Below are 13,359 nucleotides of genomic sequence, written 5' to 3'. Positions count from 1 at the left end.
CCGATTTTGCGGGCCAGACAACCGAGCCCCGGCACATCTGCAATGCGCTTCAGAGCCCCCTTGCCGGCGCAGATGGGCCGGCTAAGTCCTGTCGATGTCGATGATGCCCACATTCACGTCACGGGTGTCCGAGCCGCGCTTGACCGTGAGGCGAACGGTCTTCCCGGAGCCGGCCTGCTCCAGCGCATCGGTCAGGTCGGAGAGGCGCCGCACCGGCTTGCCTTCGACAGCGGTGATGATGTCTCCGACCGCTCCAGTCGAAAAGTTGACACCGCGGATCCCCGCCCGCTCGGCAGGGCTACCGGGGGCCGTCCGCACCACGATCACCCCTTCGACGCCAAGCCGGGTCGAAACATCCTCGCCGGCGGCCACGATGCCGATGCCGGGTGTCGGCACGCGGCCGTTGCGAATGAGCTCGGGCACAATCCGGTTCACGACGTCGACCGGGACCGCGAAGCCGATGCCGGCGTTCGAACCCGAGGGCGATATGATCGCCGTCGTGACGCCGATCAGCCGGCCGGCGGAGTCCAGCAACGGGCCGCCCGAATTGCCCGGGTTGATCGCGGCATCCGTCTGAATGACGTTGGCAATCTCCCGTCCGCCATGGGTCGGAAGCCTGCGCTTGAGCGCGCTGATAATTCCGCTCGTCATCGATTGGTCCAGTCCGAATGGATTTCCGATCGCGAAGGCGGATTGCCCGACCTTCAGGTCGCCCGAACTGCCGAGAGCCACCGGCGGCGGAAGCTCGCGCACGCTGCGGATCCGCAGCACTGCAAGATCGTAATTGGGAGCCGTGCCGACAAGGTCGACCTGGGCCACCTCCCCCGACGCAAAGCGCACGGCAATCTCGCCGCCATTGGCGACGACGTGATTGTTCGTCACGAGATGCCCGTCTCGATCCCAGACGAATCCCGTGCCGGAAGAGCCGCCCTGGCCTTCCTCACCCATGAGAGGATTGGCCGCGGATTTCACCGCCACCTGGACAACCGAAGGAGACACGCGCTCGAAGATTTCGATGGTCGCCTTTTCGCCATCGGACAGCGGACCGCGCTGCTCGACCGCGCGTGCGGAGGGCGCCGCCCATGGGACAGGGACATGCAGGATCTTCGTGGCGGTGACGGCGAGCAGCAGCGCGGCCAGGACGACGGCGGCAACCGTGTAGCGACAATTCATCGGTGATCACCCTCTCTTGTGCTGAATACGGCCTTGGGATGCACATGCATGGAGTGACAGACCTCGCTCACGCAGCAACGTCGCAAACGAACGGAAGTTTCTCGGTTGGGCAGGTAAGGACTTTTGTGCTCCCTGAACGGGTGGCGGGGCATATTGCCACGTGACAAGCGGCTATGACACCTGCCCCAATGCCGCTTCCACGAACTTGCGCTGCTCGGCAGTGAGGGCGGCCTGCGGCGGGACGGGATCGCCCACGTCATAGCCTTGGATGGTCAGGCCGGCCTTGATGCAAGCGGCGAGGTTGTAGCGGGCGAAGGCTTCGTTGATGCGCCACAGCCGGCGCTGGAGCGCCATGGCCTCGTCCCACCGTCCGGCCTTGCAGAGTTCGTAGAGTGCGACGCTCTGGCGCGGGATGATGCAGGCCGGTCCCGCCATCCAGCCGCGGCCGCCGATCAGCATCACTGCGGCGGGGATATGAGCCGAGGCCGAGAACACGCGCAAGGCATCGCCGCAGCGGTTCATGATCGAGAGCAGCCGGCCGGTGTTGGTCGAGGCATCCTTGATGTAGCCGATGCGCGGATGTTCGGCGAGGCGCGCAATGACGTCGAGGGTGAGATCGGAACGCTGAAATTGCGGATTGGTGTAGATGACGACGGGAATGTCCACGGCATCGGCGATGGCGCGGAAGTAGGATTCGACCTGGGCATCGGCGAGTGGGAAATAGGCTTCCAGGATCGCGAGGATGCCGTCGGCGCCGAGCTTCTGGTAGGCCCTTGCCTGCGCCACCGCATCCGTCGTGGAGGTGGAGGCCACGCCGGCCACGACAGGCACGCGGCCCTGCACGGCCTCGATCGTGGTCTGCACGACCACCGCGCGTTGCTCGGCGTTGAGATAGGCGAATTCCCCGGTCGAGCCCAGCGGCGTCAGGCCGTGCACGCCGGCGCCGATCAGGTCGTCGCAGAGCTTTGCGAGCACGTTGGTCCGCACCGTGCCGTCGGCACCGACGGGCGAGACGAGATAGGGAAAGACACCGTGGAATTCGGACATGTCAGCTGCATTCAGGACATCAGGCCGCCGTGCGCGCCCCAACGCTGCTAACACGAGGAAAAATCGCCAGCAAGCCTGTGCATTGACCACTTCTTAAGGACGTTGCGCACCAACATCATCTCGCGCCCCTTCCCCTACCCCTTGTTAGGAAGAAGCAGAGATGGTGCCGGCCATGACTCTGACAATGCTGTCCAGGTTCCTGCATCCCGATCCGCGCATCCGGCGCGAGCTCGTGGATCTCCTGTACACGTCGCTGCCGCAAGTGTTCGCGATTGGCGTCACGTCGGTGACGGGCGCAGCCGCGCTGACGCTCATGAGCGGCGATACCGGCTATGCGGTGATCTCGCTCTTCATCTTCATCACGGCCGCAGCCCGGATCGCATCCCTGCTCCGCTACAAATCGCGCGCTACGCAGTTCTCCGATGCCGACGTGATCCGCTGGGAAGGGCTTTACGGCGCCGGCGCGGCCGCCTTCGGCCTTGCGCTAGGCATGTTGTCTTATCGCGCGCTCGAGCTCGACGACGGACCCGGCGCCTGGATCGCGTTCGGGCTTTCGATGTCCTTCTGCGTCGGCATGGTCTCGCGCGCAGCGATCCGCCCCTGGATCATCCTGACCACCGCCGCGGTGCTGTTGACGCCGACCATCCTGGCCGGCCTGCTCCGCCCCGAGTTCGCCTACAAGCTCGGCGCGGTCATGCTGGTGTTCTTCTGGCTCACATTGCGCGAGGCGTCGAAACATCTCAGCGCCGCCTTCGTCGAGCGGCTCGAAGCAAAGCACCGGCTGGCGCGCCAGGCGACCCACGATTTCCTGACGGGATTGCCGAACCGCGCCGCGTTCTTCCAGGCGCTGGCGGAGACCCGCGGAAACTTCGCCATCATCGCCATCGACCTCGACGGCTTCAAGCCGGTCAACGACCGCCACGGCCATCACGTCGGCGACGATCTGTTGCGCCAGGTGGCAGAGCGGCTGTCGGTCTGCATCGGCGGGACCGGACTTGCCGCGCGCTTCGGCGGCGACGAGTTCATGATGCTCAAACCGGTTGCTTCAGGCGATGCCGGCCGAGAGCAAGCGCTCGCGCTGGCGCGCCAGGCCATTCGCGATCTCTCGATGCCGTTTTTGCTCACGGACATTCCGGTCCGCATCGGCGCAAGCGCCGGCATTTTGGTCAGCGCTGATGCAGCCACCGCCGGCTCAACGTCGCAGCTCATGGAGCGGGTCGATCGTGCGCTCTATACGGCGAAACGTGCCGGAGGCGGCCGTTGCGCTTGGTCGGATGAGAGCGCCGAGCTGGAACGCGCAGCAGGCTGAAGCAGTCCTGTTCGATTTGCGCCTTGAGCAGCCGCACCCGCGGGCCCCAGGGATCGCCCCCTCCAGGCCATCGGCCTGCGCGCCGGTTCTGCCCAGGCGCTTTGCACAGGCGCTGTTCCTGCACCGATGGCGCGTCGGCCGGCGCCGGCTCGGTCCTGGCCACCCGGGCAGTTTCGCAAACGCCTGCGACGTCCCAGATTGAGGACAGCTACAGGAGCTTGCCATGACCGCCCCTACTCCCCTGTCTTCCCTGTCGTCCGCCCTCGCTGACATCGTGGCGCGCACGGCGCCTTCCGTTGTCTCCGTGCATTCGCACCGTTCCCGCGCCACCGGCTTCGCCTGGAAACCCGGCCTGATCGTCACTGCCGACGAGGCGCTGGCCGATGAGGGCGCGGTCGAGATCGGCCTTGCCGACGGAAGCACCGCGGCCGCCACGATCGCCGGTCGCGACCATACGACTGACATCGCGCTGCTGCGCGTCGATGCCGCCGTCGCGCCGGTCAAGCTCGCCGCGACGGTACCGCCGCTCGGCGCCTTGTCGGTGGTGGTCGCCACCAATCGCGAGACGCCGAGCGCCGCGCTCGGGATGGTGTCGGCATCCGGCAAGAGCTGGCGCTCCTTACGCGGCGGCGACATCGATGCCCGGATCGAGCTCGACGTCCGCCTGCACGGGAGCCAGCAGGGCGGCCTCGCGCTCGACGCATCGGGCGAAGCCTTCGGTATGGCCGTGCTCGGACCGCGGCGCGTCCTGGTGATCCCGACGGCGACGATCGAGCGCGTCGCGGCTCAGTTGGAGGCGCGCGGCCGCATCGCGCGGGGATATCTCGGCCTCGGGCTCCAGCCGGTGCGGCTCGACGACGGCGTCGGCGCCATGGTGATGAATATCGACAAGGCCGGTCCCTCGGCCGCGGCCGGCATCCGTCAGGGCGACGTGATCGTGGCAGTCAACGGCCAGAAGCTGTCCGGCGTGCGGGCGCTGGCGCAGACGCTCGGGCCTTCGAGCGTCGGCGCGGTGGTCGACGTCGCAGTGCGCCGCGGCGGCGAGCCGGCCAGCTTCAGGGTCACGGTCGCCGAGAGGCCGGAGGCGTGAGCGAGGACAAGACGGCCGAGATCGTGCTCGCCCTGGAGATCGACGACCCCGCCCTCGCCGATCGCCTGGCGTCGCTGCTCGGCAATATCCCCGGACTTCGTCTCGCTGCGCCCGGCGAGCAGGGCGCCGCCGCGATCGTCGCGCGCGATCCGCGCATCATGCCTGCGGACATTGCCCTGACGCAGCGCGAGCTCGACGTGCTGGCGCTGATGGCGGAAGGCGCCTCGAACAAGATGATCGCGCGTCAGCTCGGCATCTCCGTGCACACCGTGAAATTTCACGTCGGCTCGCTGCTCGACAAGCTGGATGCCACCGGCCGCACCGATGCAGTCGCGCATGCGGCGCGGCGTGGCGTGATCGAGCTTTGACGCCGCCAAGCCTCACGGCGCTGGCGCCGCCGGGAAGCTGAGCGCGACCGTCAGGCCCGGTACATTGTCATGCAGCGCAATCTCCGCGCCATGAAGGTGCGCGACCGCGGCGACGAGGCTGAGGCCGAGGCCATTGCCCGGCGTGTAGCGGCTCTGTTCGAGCCGGTAGAAGCGCTTGAAGACGTGATCGCGCTGCTCGGCGGGAATGCCCGGACCGTCGTCGGCAATCGCGATCACCGCAGCGCCATCGGCTCTGCGGCAGGTCACGGTCACCTGCCCGCCCTTGCAGCCGTGCTTGATCGCGTTATCGACGAGATTGGCAATGGCGTCGAACAGCAGGTCGCGGTCTCCGGTGATCGCCACGTCGCGTTCTCCGGCAAGGCTGAGCTTTGTAGCAACCTGCTCGGCGGCGGCATCGTAGAGCTCGACGACCTCTCCGGCGATCTCGGCGAGATCAAGCGCGCGGAAGGCGCCGGTGCGGGCGCGGGTCTCGATCTCGGATATCCGGGTGATGGAGGCGAACATGCCGAGCACGGCATCGAGATCGGCGATGGTGTCCCCGATCAGCGCGGCGTCGGTCTCGCTGTTGCGCGGGGCGTGATAGGCCTTTTCCAGCCGGCCGCGCATGCGCGTCAGCGGCGTCCGCAGATCGTGCGCGACATTGTCGCTGACCTGCTTGACCTCGCCCATCAGCGTCTCGATGCGGTCGAGCATCTGGTTGAGGTTTTCGGCGACACGATCCCACTCGTCGTTGCTGCCTCGCAATGGGATACGCTGGTCGAGGCCGGAGAGCATGATGGCGCGGCTGGTGGCGTTGATCTGTTCGATCCGTCCGACCGTGCGCCGCGTCACCAGCACGGCCGCGAGCCCGGCGAGCACCAGCAGCAGCATCGCGACCGCGACCATCGCGAGCTCGATCATGCCGGTGAAGACGTCATGATCGGCGACCGTGCCGAGCCGGCGCTCCACGTAGGCGAGCGTCCCGAAATAGACATAGGCCATGATTGCCGCGACGATCAACCCAAACGCCGCGATCGCGATCAGCGCCAGGCGGAAGGTCGAGGAGCGGAGGGTCTTAGCCAGGAGCACGGAGGCAATATCCTATGCCGCGGATGGTATGGATCAGCGGATAGGCCTGGGCATCGTCGACCTTGCGACGAACGCGCCCCACATAGACGTCGATGATATTGGTTGACGGATCGAAATGCAGGTCCCAGACGTGCTGAAGCAGCATCGCGCGAGATACGACGCGGCCCTCGTTGCGGACGAGATATTCGAGCAGCTGGAATTCGCGCGGCAGCAGCGGAATCTTGCGGCCTCGGCGGCTGGCGCTGCGTGCGATCAGGTCGATCGCGAGATCACCGACGCGCACAAGCGTCTCCTTGGCGATGGTCTCGCTGCGGCGGCCGAGTGCTTCCAGCCGCGCCAGCAGTTCGGTGAAGGAGAACGGCTTGACGAGATAGTCGTCGCCGCCGGCGCGCAGGCCGCGCACGCGGTCGTCGACTTCGCCGAGCGCGGAGATGATCAGGAAGGGCGCGACGATGCCGTCGTCGCGCAACTGGCGCATCACGCTGATGCCGTCGATATCGGGCAGCATGCGGTCGATGGTGATCACGGCATAGTCACGCGCGGCGCCGTGGCTCAGGGCTTCGCGGCCATTGGCTGCGAGGTCGACGTCGTAGCCCGAGACGGTCAGCTCCTCGACCAGCTGGCCTGCAGTTTCCGGATCGTCCTCGACGACCAGGATGCGACGGTGACCTCCGCTCATGACACAAACTCCGCGCGACGATCGCCACCAGACTATCCCGTTCCGGGGCTGAGCGGAACCGCCCGGTGGCGATCGCGACAATGGTGCGGTACGGCGATGCGACTACCAATAGTCTCCGCACACATTGACCCATTGCCACCCATAGGGCGTCCAGCTCCTGCGCCAGCAGCCGTCATTGTAGCCGGCGTAGAAATAGGGCGCACCGAAGGCACCGAAGCGACGGAAATGGTGATGATGGAAGCCATGGCGGCCGTGCCAGCCCGCGCCGGCGAAGCGCGGCCCGATCGCCGCGTGCGCGAAGCGCGCCCCGCCGAAGCCAGGCCCGCCGGCGTGAGCAAAGCGGGCGCCGCCCATGCCGCCGGCCCGCATGCCGCCGAAGCCGCCGGCGTGCATGCCACCGCCGAAATGTCCGCCACCGCCGAAATGGCCGCCACCGCCAAAGCCGCCATGACCTCCACCGCCGCGCGCGAGCGCTGGTGAAGCGACTGCCATCATTGCTGCGATCAAGGTCGCCGTGAGGCTCTTGAGAAGCCTGTTGTTCATCGAAACGTCCTCCTTGCAGCGCGGCAGTCCCCATGCCGCGCGAGGAGGATTAGATGAGGAGAAGGAGCAGGTGCCTTCAACTTACAAATGCGCCAGATTCTGACGCGGGTGTTAGGGAGACCGCGCTCTCTCCCCGTCATTGCGAGCGCAGGGAAGCAATCGAGAATCCCTCCGCGGAAAGACTCTGGATTGTTTCGCTGCGCTCGCAATGACGACGTGGATGGGGCCACTCCATACGTCGAGCAGCTCGACGCGCGGAGACTTGCCCCTCACCCGGAATCCGCGCTACGCGCGAATTCCTACCTCTTCCCGCCAAGAGCGGGGAGAGGTGAGAGTCACGCCCGCTTGCCGCCATTCTTCTCGGCCGCACGGCGCAGCGCCTCCGCAAGCGCGCCGCCGCCGGAAGACTCCTGCTTGCGCGGAGCCGACGAGGTCATGCGGGCGGGATTGCGCGAGCTGTTGTCGCGCTGCATGCCGGGTGCGTCCTTCTTAGGCCCGACCTCGTCGTCGAGGCGCAGCGTGAGCGAGATGCGCTTGCGGGCGACCTCGAAGTCCAAGACCTTCACCTTGACGATATCGCCCGGCTTCACCACCTCGCGCGGGTCCTTGATGTAGGTCTTGGACATCGCCGAGATGTGCACGAGGCCGTCCTGGTGCACCCCGATGTCGACGAAGGCGCCGAACGCGGCGACGTTGGTGACGGTGCCCTCGAGGATCATGCCCTTCTTGAGGTCCTTGATCTCCTCGACGCCCTCCTTGAACACCGCGGCCTTGAACGCAGGGCGGGGGTCGCGGCCCGGCTTTTCGAGCTCGCGCAGGATGTCGGTGACGGTCGGCAGGCCAAAAGTCTCGTCGACGAAATCCTTCGGCTTCAAGGTGCGCACGATCTCGCTGCTACCGATCAGCGCCTTGATGTCGCTCCTGGTGGCCGCGAGAATCCGGCGCACCACCGGATAGGCTTCCGGATGCACCCCGGAGGCGTCGAGCGGGTCCTCGCCGCCGAGGATGCGCAAGAAGCCCGCGCACTGCTCGAATGCCTTGGGCCCGAGCCGCGGCACGTCCTTCAGCGCCTTGCGCGACTTGAACGGACCGTTGGCGTCGCGGTGCGCCACGATGCTCTGCGCAAGGCCGGAGCCGACGCCCGACACGCGCGCAAGCAGCGGCGCCGAGGCGGTGTTGACGTCGACGCCGACCGCGTTCACGCAGTCTTCGACCACCGCATCGAGCGATTTTGCGAGCTTGGCCTGGCCGAGGTCGTGCTGATACTGGCCGACGCCGATCGCCTTGGGCTCGATCTTGACGAGCTCGGCGAGCGGGTCCTGGAGCCGCCGCGCGATCGAGACCGCGCCGCGCAGGGTGACGTCGAGGCCGGGCAATTCCTCCGAGGCGAAAGCCGAGGCCGAATAGACCGACGCGCCGGCTTCCGACACGACGATCTTCGTCATCTTCAACTCGGGCAGGCCCTTGACGAGGTCCGCGGCGAGCTTGTCGGTCTCGCGCGAGGCGGTGCCGTTGCCGATCGCGATCAGCTCGACGCGATGTTTCAGCGCGAGCCTGCCGAGCGTCGCCAGCGACTCGTTCCACTGCCGCTGCGGCTCGTGCGGATAGATCGCGATGGTGTCGACCACCTTGCCGGTCGCATCGACGACCGCGACCTTGACGCCGGTGCGGTAGCCGGGATCGAGTCCCATGGTGACGCGGGTGCCTGCCGGCGCGGCCAGCAGGAGGTCCCGCAAGTTGGAGGCGAACACGCGCACGGCCTCGGTCTCGGCCGCATTCCACAGCCGCATGCGCAGGTCGATGTTGAGATGCACCTGGATCTTGGTGCGCCAGGCCCAGCGCACGGTGTCGATCAGCCAGCGGTCGCCGGGGCGCTTGAGGTCGGCGATGCCGAACCGCTTCATGATCTTCAGTTCATAGCCACTCGGCACGCCCGGCGGCGGCGCCTCCGCCTCGGCCTGGATCTGGAGATCGAGGATCTCTTCCTTCTCGCCGCGGAACATCGCGAGAATGCGATGCGATGGCAGCTTGGTCAGCGGCTCGGAGAAATCGAAATAGTCGGCGAACTTCTCGCCCTCGGTCTTCTTGCCGTCGCGCACCTTGGAGGCCATGCGCGCGTTGGTCCACATCTCCTCGCGCAATGCGCCGATGAGGTCGGCGTCCTCGTCGAAGCGCTCGACCAGAATGGCGCGGGCGCCGTCGAGCGCGGCGGCGGCATCCGCAACGCCCTTCTCGGCGTTGACGAAGCTTTCTGCCACGACCTTCGGATCGTTGACGGGCTCAGCCATCAGCTGATTGGCGAGCGGCTCGAGGCCGGCTTCCCTGGCGATCTCTGCCTTGGTACGGCGCTTCGGCTTGAACGGCAGGTAAATGTCTTCGAGGCGTGCCTTGCTGTCGGCGGCCATGATCGTGGCTTCGAGCGCTGCATCGAGCTTGCCCTGCTCGCGGACCGATTCGAGAATGGCCTTGCGGCGGTCTTCGAGCTCACGCAGGTAAACCAGGCGCTCCTCCAGGGTGCGCAATTGCGCGTCGTCGAGCGCACCGGTCGCTTCCTTGCGGTAGCGGGCGATGAAGGGAACCGTGGCGCCGCCGTCGAGCAGCGTCACCGCCGCCTCGACCTGCTCGGCGCGAACCCCAAGCTCCTGCGCAATTTTGTGGTTGATGTTTGCCACGCGAGATTCCCTCTATCAAAGCACGCGACGCAGGGGGCGAACCACCGGCCGCGGGACGCCGCTTATGGACCAACCGAGGTTGATTCATCAAGGTGGGGCGCGCAACCGTCGACAGAGGATTTTTTACTGGATCGATGCCATCTCGCCACATTCGTGGGGGCGCGCGGCTTCTCTCCTGCGTCGCGGGCCAGAATAGCAGACCCGTCATCCTGAGAGCTTGTGGCTTGACAGGAGCCGCTGTTCAGCGGCGGCTGTCTGCTCCGCCGGGCCCCTGAACTCCACACGAGGACAATCATGCGTACAACATCGGTCGGCGTGTTCAAGGTCGCCACCACGGGCCCCGGCGACGTCTCCGGTCTCATGGCCATGATCAATTCCGGCGCGATCGACCCGCGCGAGATCCTGGCGATCCTCGGCAAGACCGAGGGTAATGGCGGCGTCAACGACTTCACGCGGGAATACGCCGTCAGCGCGCTGTGCACGGCGCTGGCACCACACCTCGACCTGCCGCCGCGCGAGGTCGAGCAGCGCATTGCCTTCGTGATGTCCGGCGGCACCGAAGGCGTGCTCAGCCCGCACATCACGGTGTTCACGCGTCGAACCGTCGACGCCCGTCGGGTGGGCCCCACCGGCATGCGGCTGAGCATCGGCATGGCGCAGACGCGGGATTTCCTGCCCGAGGAGCTCGGCCGCTCCGCGCAGATCACGGAAACGGCGACGGCCGTGAAGGCCGCCATGGCGGATGCCGGCATCAGCGATCCCGCCGACGTCCATTTCGTGCAGGTCAAGTGCCCGCTGCTCACCAGCGATCGCATCGAGGCGGCAGCGGTGCGCGGCAACAAGACAGCGACGACCAGCGCCTACGCCTCGATGGCCTATTCCCGCGGCGCCTCCGCGCTCGGCGTCGCCGTCGCGCTCGGCGAGATTGCAGCCGATCTCCGCGATGAGGACGTGCTGCGGCGCCATGATCTGTTCTCGTCCGTGGCCTCCACCTCATCAGGCATCGAGCTGATGCACAACGTCGTCATCCTGCTCGGCAACTCGGCGGCATCAGCAAGCGAGTTCGAGATCGGTCATGCCGTGATGAGCGACGCCATCGACTCCGGCGCGGTGGTCGCGGCGCTTGAAAGCGTCGGACTCCGCATCGCGCCGCAGGCAACGAAGGGCCGCGAGCTCGTCAACATGTTCGCCAAGGCGGAGGCCTCTCCTGACGGCAGCGTGCGCGGCTTTCGCCACACCATGCTGGAAGACACCGACATCAGCTCGACGCGCCACGCCCGCGCAGCTGTCGGCGGCCTGATCGCTGGCCTTGCCGGCACCGGGGCGGTCTACGTGTCCGGCGGCGCCGAGCACCAGGGCCCGCCGGGCGGCGGGCCGGTTGCAGCGATCGCACGACTGTCGGATTGATACGACCGGCATCTCCGGTCTTGCGACCTGTCCGCCCCACGCAACCCTGCCCCTCGCGCCGGCTCGCTTGATTCGGACCGTTCCTTGCGAAAGGAAGATAGCCGCTATCCAAGAGGATTTTGACGTCATGACTTTGCCGATGAGCTGGAATGAATGGGCGCAGCACGATGGAGTCGCGCTGGCGGGGCGCGTCCGCAAGGGCGAGCTGACGGCGAAGGAATTGGCGCGGCAGGCCGCGGCAGGCGTTGCCAAGGTCAATCCGGCACTGTCGGGCGTGGTCGAGCTGTTCGAGGACGTGATCGCCGACCCCGCCAAGGATGGCGCCAATCTCGCCGGCCCGTTCGCCGGCCTGCCCTTCCTGATGAAGGACCTCGGGCCAACCATGAAGGGCCGACTCCAGGAGATGGGCTCGCTGCTGATGCGCGGCAATCGCGCCAGCGCCGACACGTTCCTGACCGGAAAACTCCGCCAGGCCGGGCTGAACCTGATCGGACGCACCACGACGCCGGAATTCGGCGTGTGCAGTTCCGCCGACAATCCCGCCGTCTACGTCACGCGCAATCCCTGGAATACCGACTACACCACCTGCGGCTCGTCCGCAGGCAGCGCGGCGATGGTCGCCGCGGGCGTGGTGCCGATCGCGCATGCGACCGACGGTGGCGGCTCGATTCGCATTCCCGCCGGCGTCAATGGCAATATCGGGCTGAAGGTCTCGCGCGGCGTGTTCTCGCTCGCCCCGCACATGTCTGACCTCACCGGCCTCGTCTCGATCCAGGGCTGCCAGTCGCGCTCGGTGCGCGACACCGCCGCCTTCGTCGACCATGCGCGCGGGCCTGCGCCCGGCGAGTTCATGCCGTTCTGGACCACGGCGCAGCCCTATTCCGAGATGATCAAGCGCGATCCCGGCAAGCTCCGCATTGCGCTCTCACACACATGGGGCGACTATACCGCGACGCCTGAGATCGCCGCCGAGCTGGAGAAGGCCGGCCGCTTCCTCGAAGGCCTCGGCCATCACGTCGATCACGCGCTGCCCGAGCTCGATTTCCGTGCCGCGTTCGCGGCGCAGACCACCTGCTACATCTCGAACTTTGCGGTGGTGATCTCCAACATGCTCGCTGCGCGCGGGCTGGAAAAGCCGCCGGAAGATCTGATCGAACCCGTGAACATTCGCATCTGGGAAGCCGGCCGGCACACGAGCTTCGCCGAACGGGCGAAGATGCAGGGCGTATTCAATACGACCTCGCGCAGCTTCGGCGCGTTCTTCGAGCAGTGGGACGTGATCCTGACGCCGATCACGGCGCTGCCGACGCCGAAGGTCGGCACCAGGGAATACCTCACCATCTCCGATAATCCCGACGTGCTCGACTGGTTCGGCAATCTCTGGCGCAACTTCGCCTTCACGCCACTCGCCAATCTCTGCGGTATGCCGGCGATCTCGATGCCGATGGCAACCCAGGATCACGGCCTGCCGCTCGGCATCCAGGCCATCGCCAAGCAGGCCAATGACGGCCTCTTGCTGCAACTCGCCGCCCAGATCGAGCGCGCGCTCGACGGCAAGTGGAACGGTGGCAAGAAGCCGAAGGTGCATGTGAGCTAGCGGGTGGGCGATCGCACCGACATGCGATCGCACGCCTCAATTCTTCACCGCCGGAATTTCCTCCGGCCGCGGCTGCTGCTGGCCCTGCTGATACATCGCGAGCGCCTTGTCGAGCGCTTCGCGCAGCGCCAGCGCCGCGGCCAGGCTGCAACGCAGGTGTGCGGTCTGGACCACGTCGACCCTGACGGCGGCGCCGACCGGCATTAGGAGGTTGGCGGCAAGCTCGATCTGGATCGCGCCGTTGTGGTGGCCGAAGCAGGATGCGCCGTCGAAATAGATGATCGGCGCCCGCTCCGAGCTCGAGGTGGAAATGGTGACGGGCCCCTGATTGGTGCCGGGTGTCTCGGGGTCGGTCATGGGCGCTCCTTGCGGGCATGGGACGAAC

At 66.7% G+C, this 13,359-nt stretch carries 12 protein-coding genes; 5 read left to right on the top strand and 7 right to left on the bottom strand.

From position 1 onward, the window contains the following. Window positions 1–81: 81 nt before the first annotated feature. Together ACSHT2_RS26075 and ACSHT2_RS26070 are read right to left on the bottom strand one after the other, a co-directional pair. Window positions 82–1,173, bottom strand: coding sequence for a S1C family serine protease (locus ACSHT2_RS26075; RefSeq protein WP_440637411.1), 1,092 nt, complete (start codon window positions 1,171–1,173; stop codon window positions 82–84). A gap of 171 nt (window positions 1,174–1,344) precedes the next feature. Beyond that, on the bottom strand, window positions 1,345–2,220 hold the full coding sequence (locus ACSHT2_RS26070) for a dihydrodipicolinate synthase family protein (protein WP_440637409.1): 876 nt from the start codon (window positions 2,218–2,220) through the stop codon (window positions 1,345–1,347). Window positions 2,221–2,392: 172 nt separating this feature from the next. Here ACSHT2_RS26070 and ACSHT2_RS26065 point away from each other — a divergent pair, with 172 nt between their 5' ends. The 3 genes from ACSHT2_RS26065 (at window position 2,393) to ACSHT2_RS26055 (ending at window position 4,987) form a co-directional block, all read left to right on the top strand. Continuing rightward, window positions 2,393–3,529, top strand: coding sequence for a diguanylate cyclase domain-containing protein (locus ACSHT2_RS26065; RefSeq protein ID WP_440637407.1), 1,137 nt, complete (start codon window positions 2,393–2,395; stop codon window positions 3,527–3,529). Window positions 3,530–3,752: 223 nt separating this feature from the next. After that, complete coding sequence (locus tag ACSHT2_RS26060) at window positions 3,753–4,619, top strand: S1C family serine protease (RefSeq protein ID WP_440637405.1); 867 nt, start codon at window positions 3,753–3,755, stop codon at window positions 4,617–4,619. Continuing rightward, window positions 4,616–4,987, top strand: coding sequence for a response regulator transcription factor (locus ACSHT2_RS26055; RefSeq protein ID WP_440637403.1), 372 nt, complete (start codon window positions 4,616–4,618; stop codon window positions 4,985–4,987). Before ACSHT2_RS26060 ends, ACSHT2_RS26055 begins: the two co-directional genes overlap by 4 nt. A gap of 12 nt (window positions 4,988–4,999) precedes the next feature. Here ACSHT2_RS26055 and ACSHT2_RS26050 read toward each other — a convergent pair whose 3' ends face one another. The 4 genes from ACSHT2_RS26050 to ACSHT2_RS26035 form a co-directional block, all read right to left on the bottom strand. Then, window positions 5,000–6,076, bottom strand: coding sequence for a sensor histidine kinase (locus ACSHT2_RS26050; RefSeq protein WP_440637401.1), 1,077 nt, complete (start codon window positions 6,074–6,076; stop codon window positions 5,000–5,002). Next, entirely contained in the window at window positions 6,063–6,755 is a 693-nt protein-coding gene (locus ACSHT2_RS26045; RefSeq protein ID WP_440637399.1) for a response regulator transcription factor, read from the bottom strand. Before ACSHT2_RS26045 ends, ACSHT2_RS26050 begins: the two co-directional genes overlap by 14 nt. A 102-nt stretch (window positions 6,756–6,857) precedes the next feature. After that, on the bottom strand, window positions 6,858–7,298 hold the full coding sequence (locus ACSHT2_RS26040; protein ID WP_440637397.1) for a hypothetical protein: 441 nt from the start codon (window positions 7,296–7,298) through the stop codon (window positions 6,858–6,860). Window positions 7,299–7,633: 335 nt separating this feature from the next. Further along, window positions 7,634–9,970: a Tex family protein gene (locus ACSHT2_RS26035; RefSeq protein WP_440637396.1), complete on the bottom strand. Its 2,337-nt coding sequence runs from the start codon at window positions 9,968–9,970 to the stop codon at window positions 7,634–7,636. A 294-nt stretch (window positions 9,971–10,264) separates the two neighbouring features. Between ACSHT2_RS26035 and ACSHT2_RS26030 the strand changes: the two genes are divergently transcribed. Continuing rightward, a complete protein-coding gene (locus ACSHT2_RS26030) occupies window positions 10,265–11,377 on the top strand; it encodes a ring-opening amidohydrolase (RefSeq protein ID WP_440637394.1) in 1,113 nt (370 codons plus the stop codon). 127 nt (window positions 11,378–11,504) lie between these two features. Continuing rightward, window positions 11,505–12,974 carry an amidase gene (locus ACSHT2_RS26025; protein WP_440637392.1) on the top strand — a complete coding sequence of 490 codons (1,470 nt, stop codon included), beginning with the start codon at window positions 11,505–11,507 and terminating at the stop codon, window positions 12,972–12,974. 36 nt (window positions 12,975–13,010) lie between these two features. Here the strand turns inward: ACSHT2_RS26025 and ACSHT2_RS26020 are convergent, their stop codons facing one another. Continuing rightward, the gene (locus ACSHT2_RS26020; protein WP_440637390.1) at window positions 13,011–13,331 is read right to left on the bottom strand and encodes a hypothetical protein; all 321 of its coding nucleotides are present in this window, start codon (window positions 13,329–13,331) and stop codon (window positions 13,011–13,013) included. Window positions 13,332–13,359: the final 28 nt, after the last annotated feature.

The organism is Bradyrhizobium sp. PUT101 (genome assembly GCF_052043945.1).
In the GTDB taxonomy this organism is placed as follows: Bacteria; Pseudomonadota; Alphaproteobacteria; order Rhizobiales; family Xanthobacteraceae; genus Bradyrhizobium.
The sequence above is the reverse complement of the archived record's forward strand: the minus strand, read 5'-3'. Positions and strand labels throughout refer to the sequence as shown.

Excerpts from the sequence above, each read along its gene's own strand:
- ACSHT2_RS26075 (WP_440637411.1), bottom strand. The coding sequence starts at position 1,173 with ATGAATTGTCGCTACACGGTTGCCGCCGTCGTCCTGGCCGCGCTGCTG.
- ACSHT2_RS26070 (WP_440637409.1), bottom strand. The coding sequence starts at position 2,220 with ATGTCCGAATTCCACGGTGTCTTTCCCTATCTCGTCTCGCCCGTCGGT.
- ACSHT2_RS26065 (WP_440637407.1), top strand. The coding sequence starts at position 2,393 with ATGACTCTGACAATGCTGTCCAGGTTCCTGCATCCCGATCCGCGCATC.
- ACSHT2_RS26060 (WP_440637405.1), top strand. The coding sequence starts at position 3,753 with ATGACCGCCCCTACTCCCCTGTCTTCCCTGTCGTCCGCCCTCGCTGAC.
- ACSHT2_RS26045 (WP_440637399.1), bottom strand. The coding sequence starts at position 6,755 with ATGAGCGGAGGTCACCGTCGCATCCTGGTCGTCGAGGACGATCCGGAA.
- ACSHT2_RS26040 (WP_440637397.1), bottom strand. The coding sequence starts at position 7,298 with ATGAACAACAGGCTTCTCAAGAGCCTCACGGCGACCTTGATCGCAGCA.
- ACSHT2_RS26030 (WP_440637394.1), top strand. The coding sequence starts at position 10,265 with ATGCGTACAACATCGGTCGGCGTGTTCAAGGTCGCCACCACGGGCCCC.
- ACSHT2_RS26025 (WP_440637392.1), top strand. The coding sequence starts at position 11,505 with ATGACTTTGCCGATGAGCTGGAATGAATGGGCGCAGCACGATGGAGTC.
- ACSHT2_RS26020 (WP_440637390.1), bottom strand. The coding sequence starts at position 13,331 with ATGACCGACCCCGAGACACCCGGCACCAATCAGGGGCCCGTCACCATT.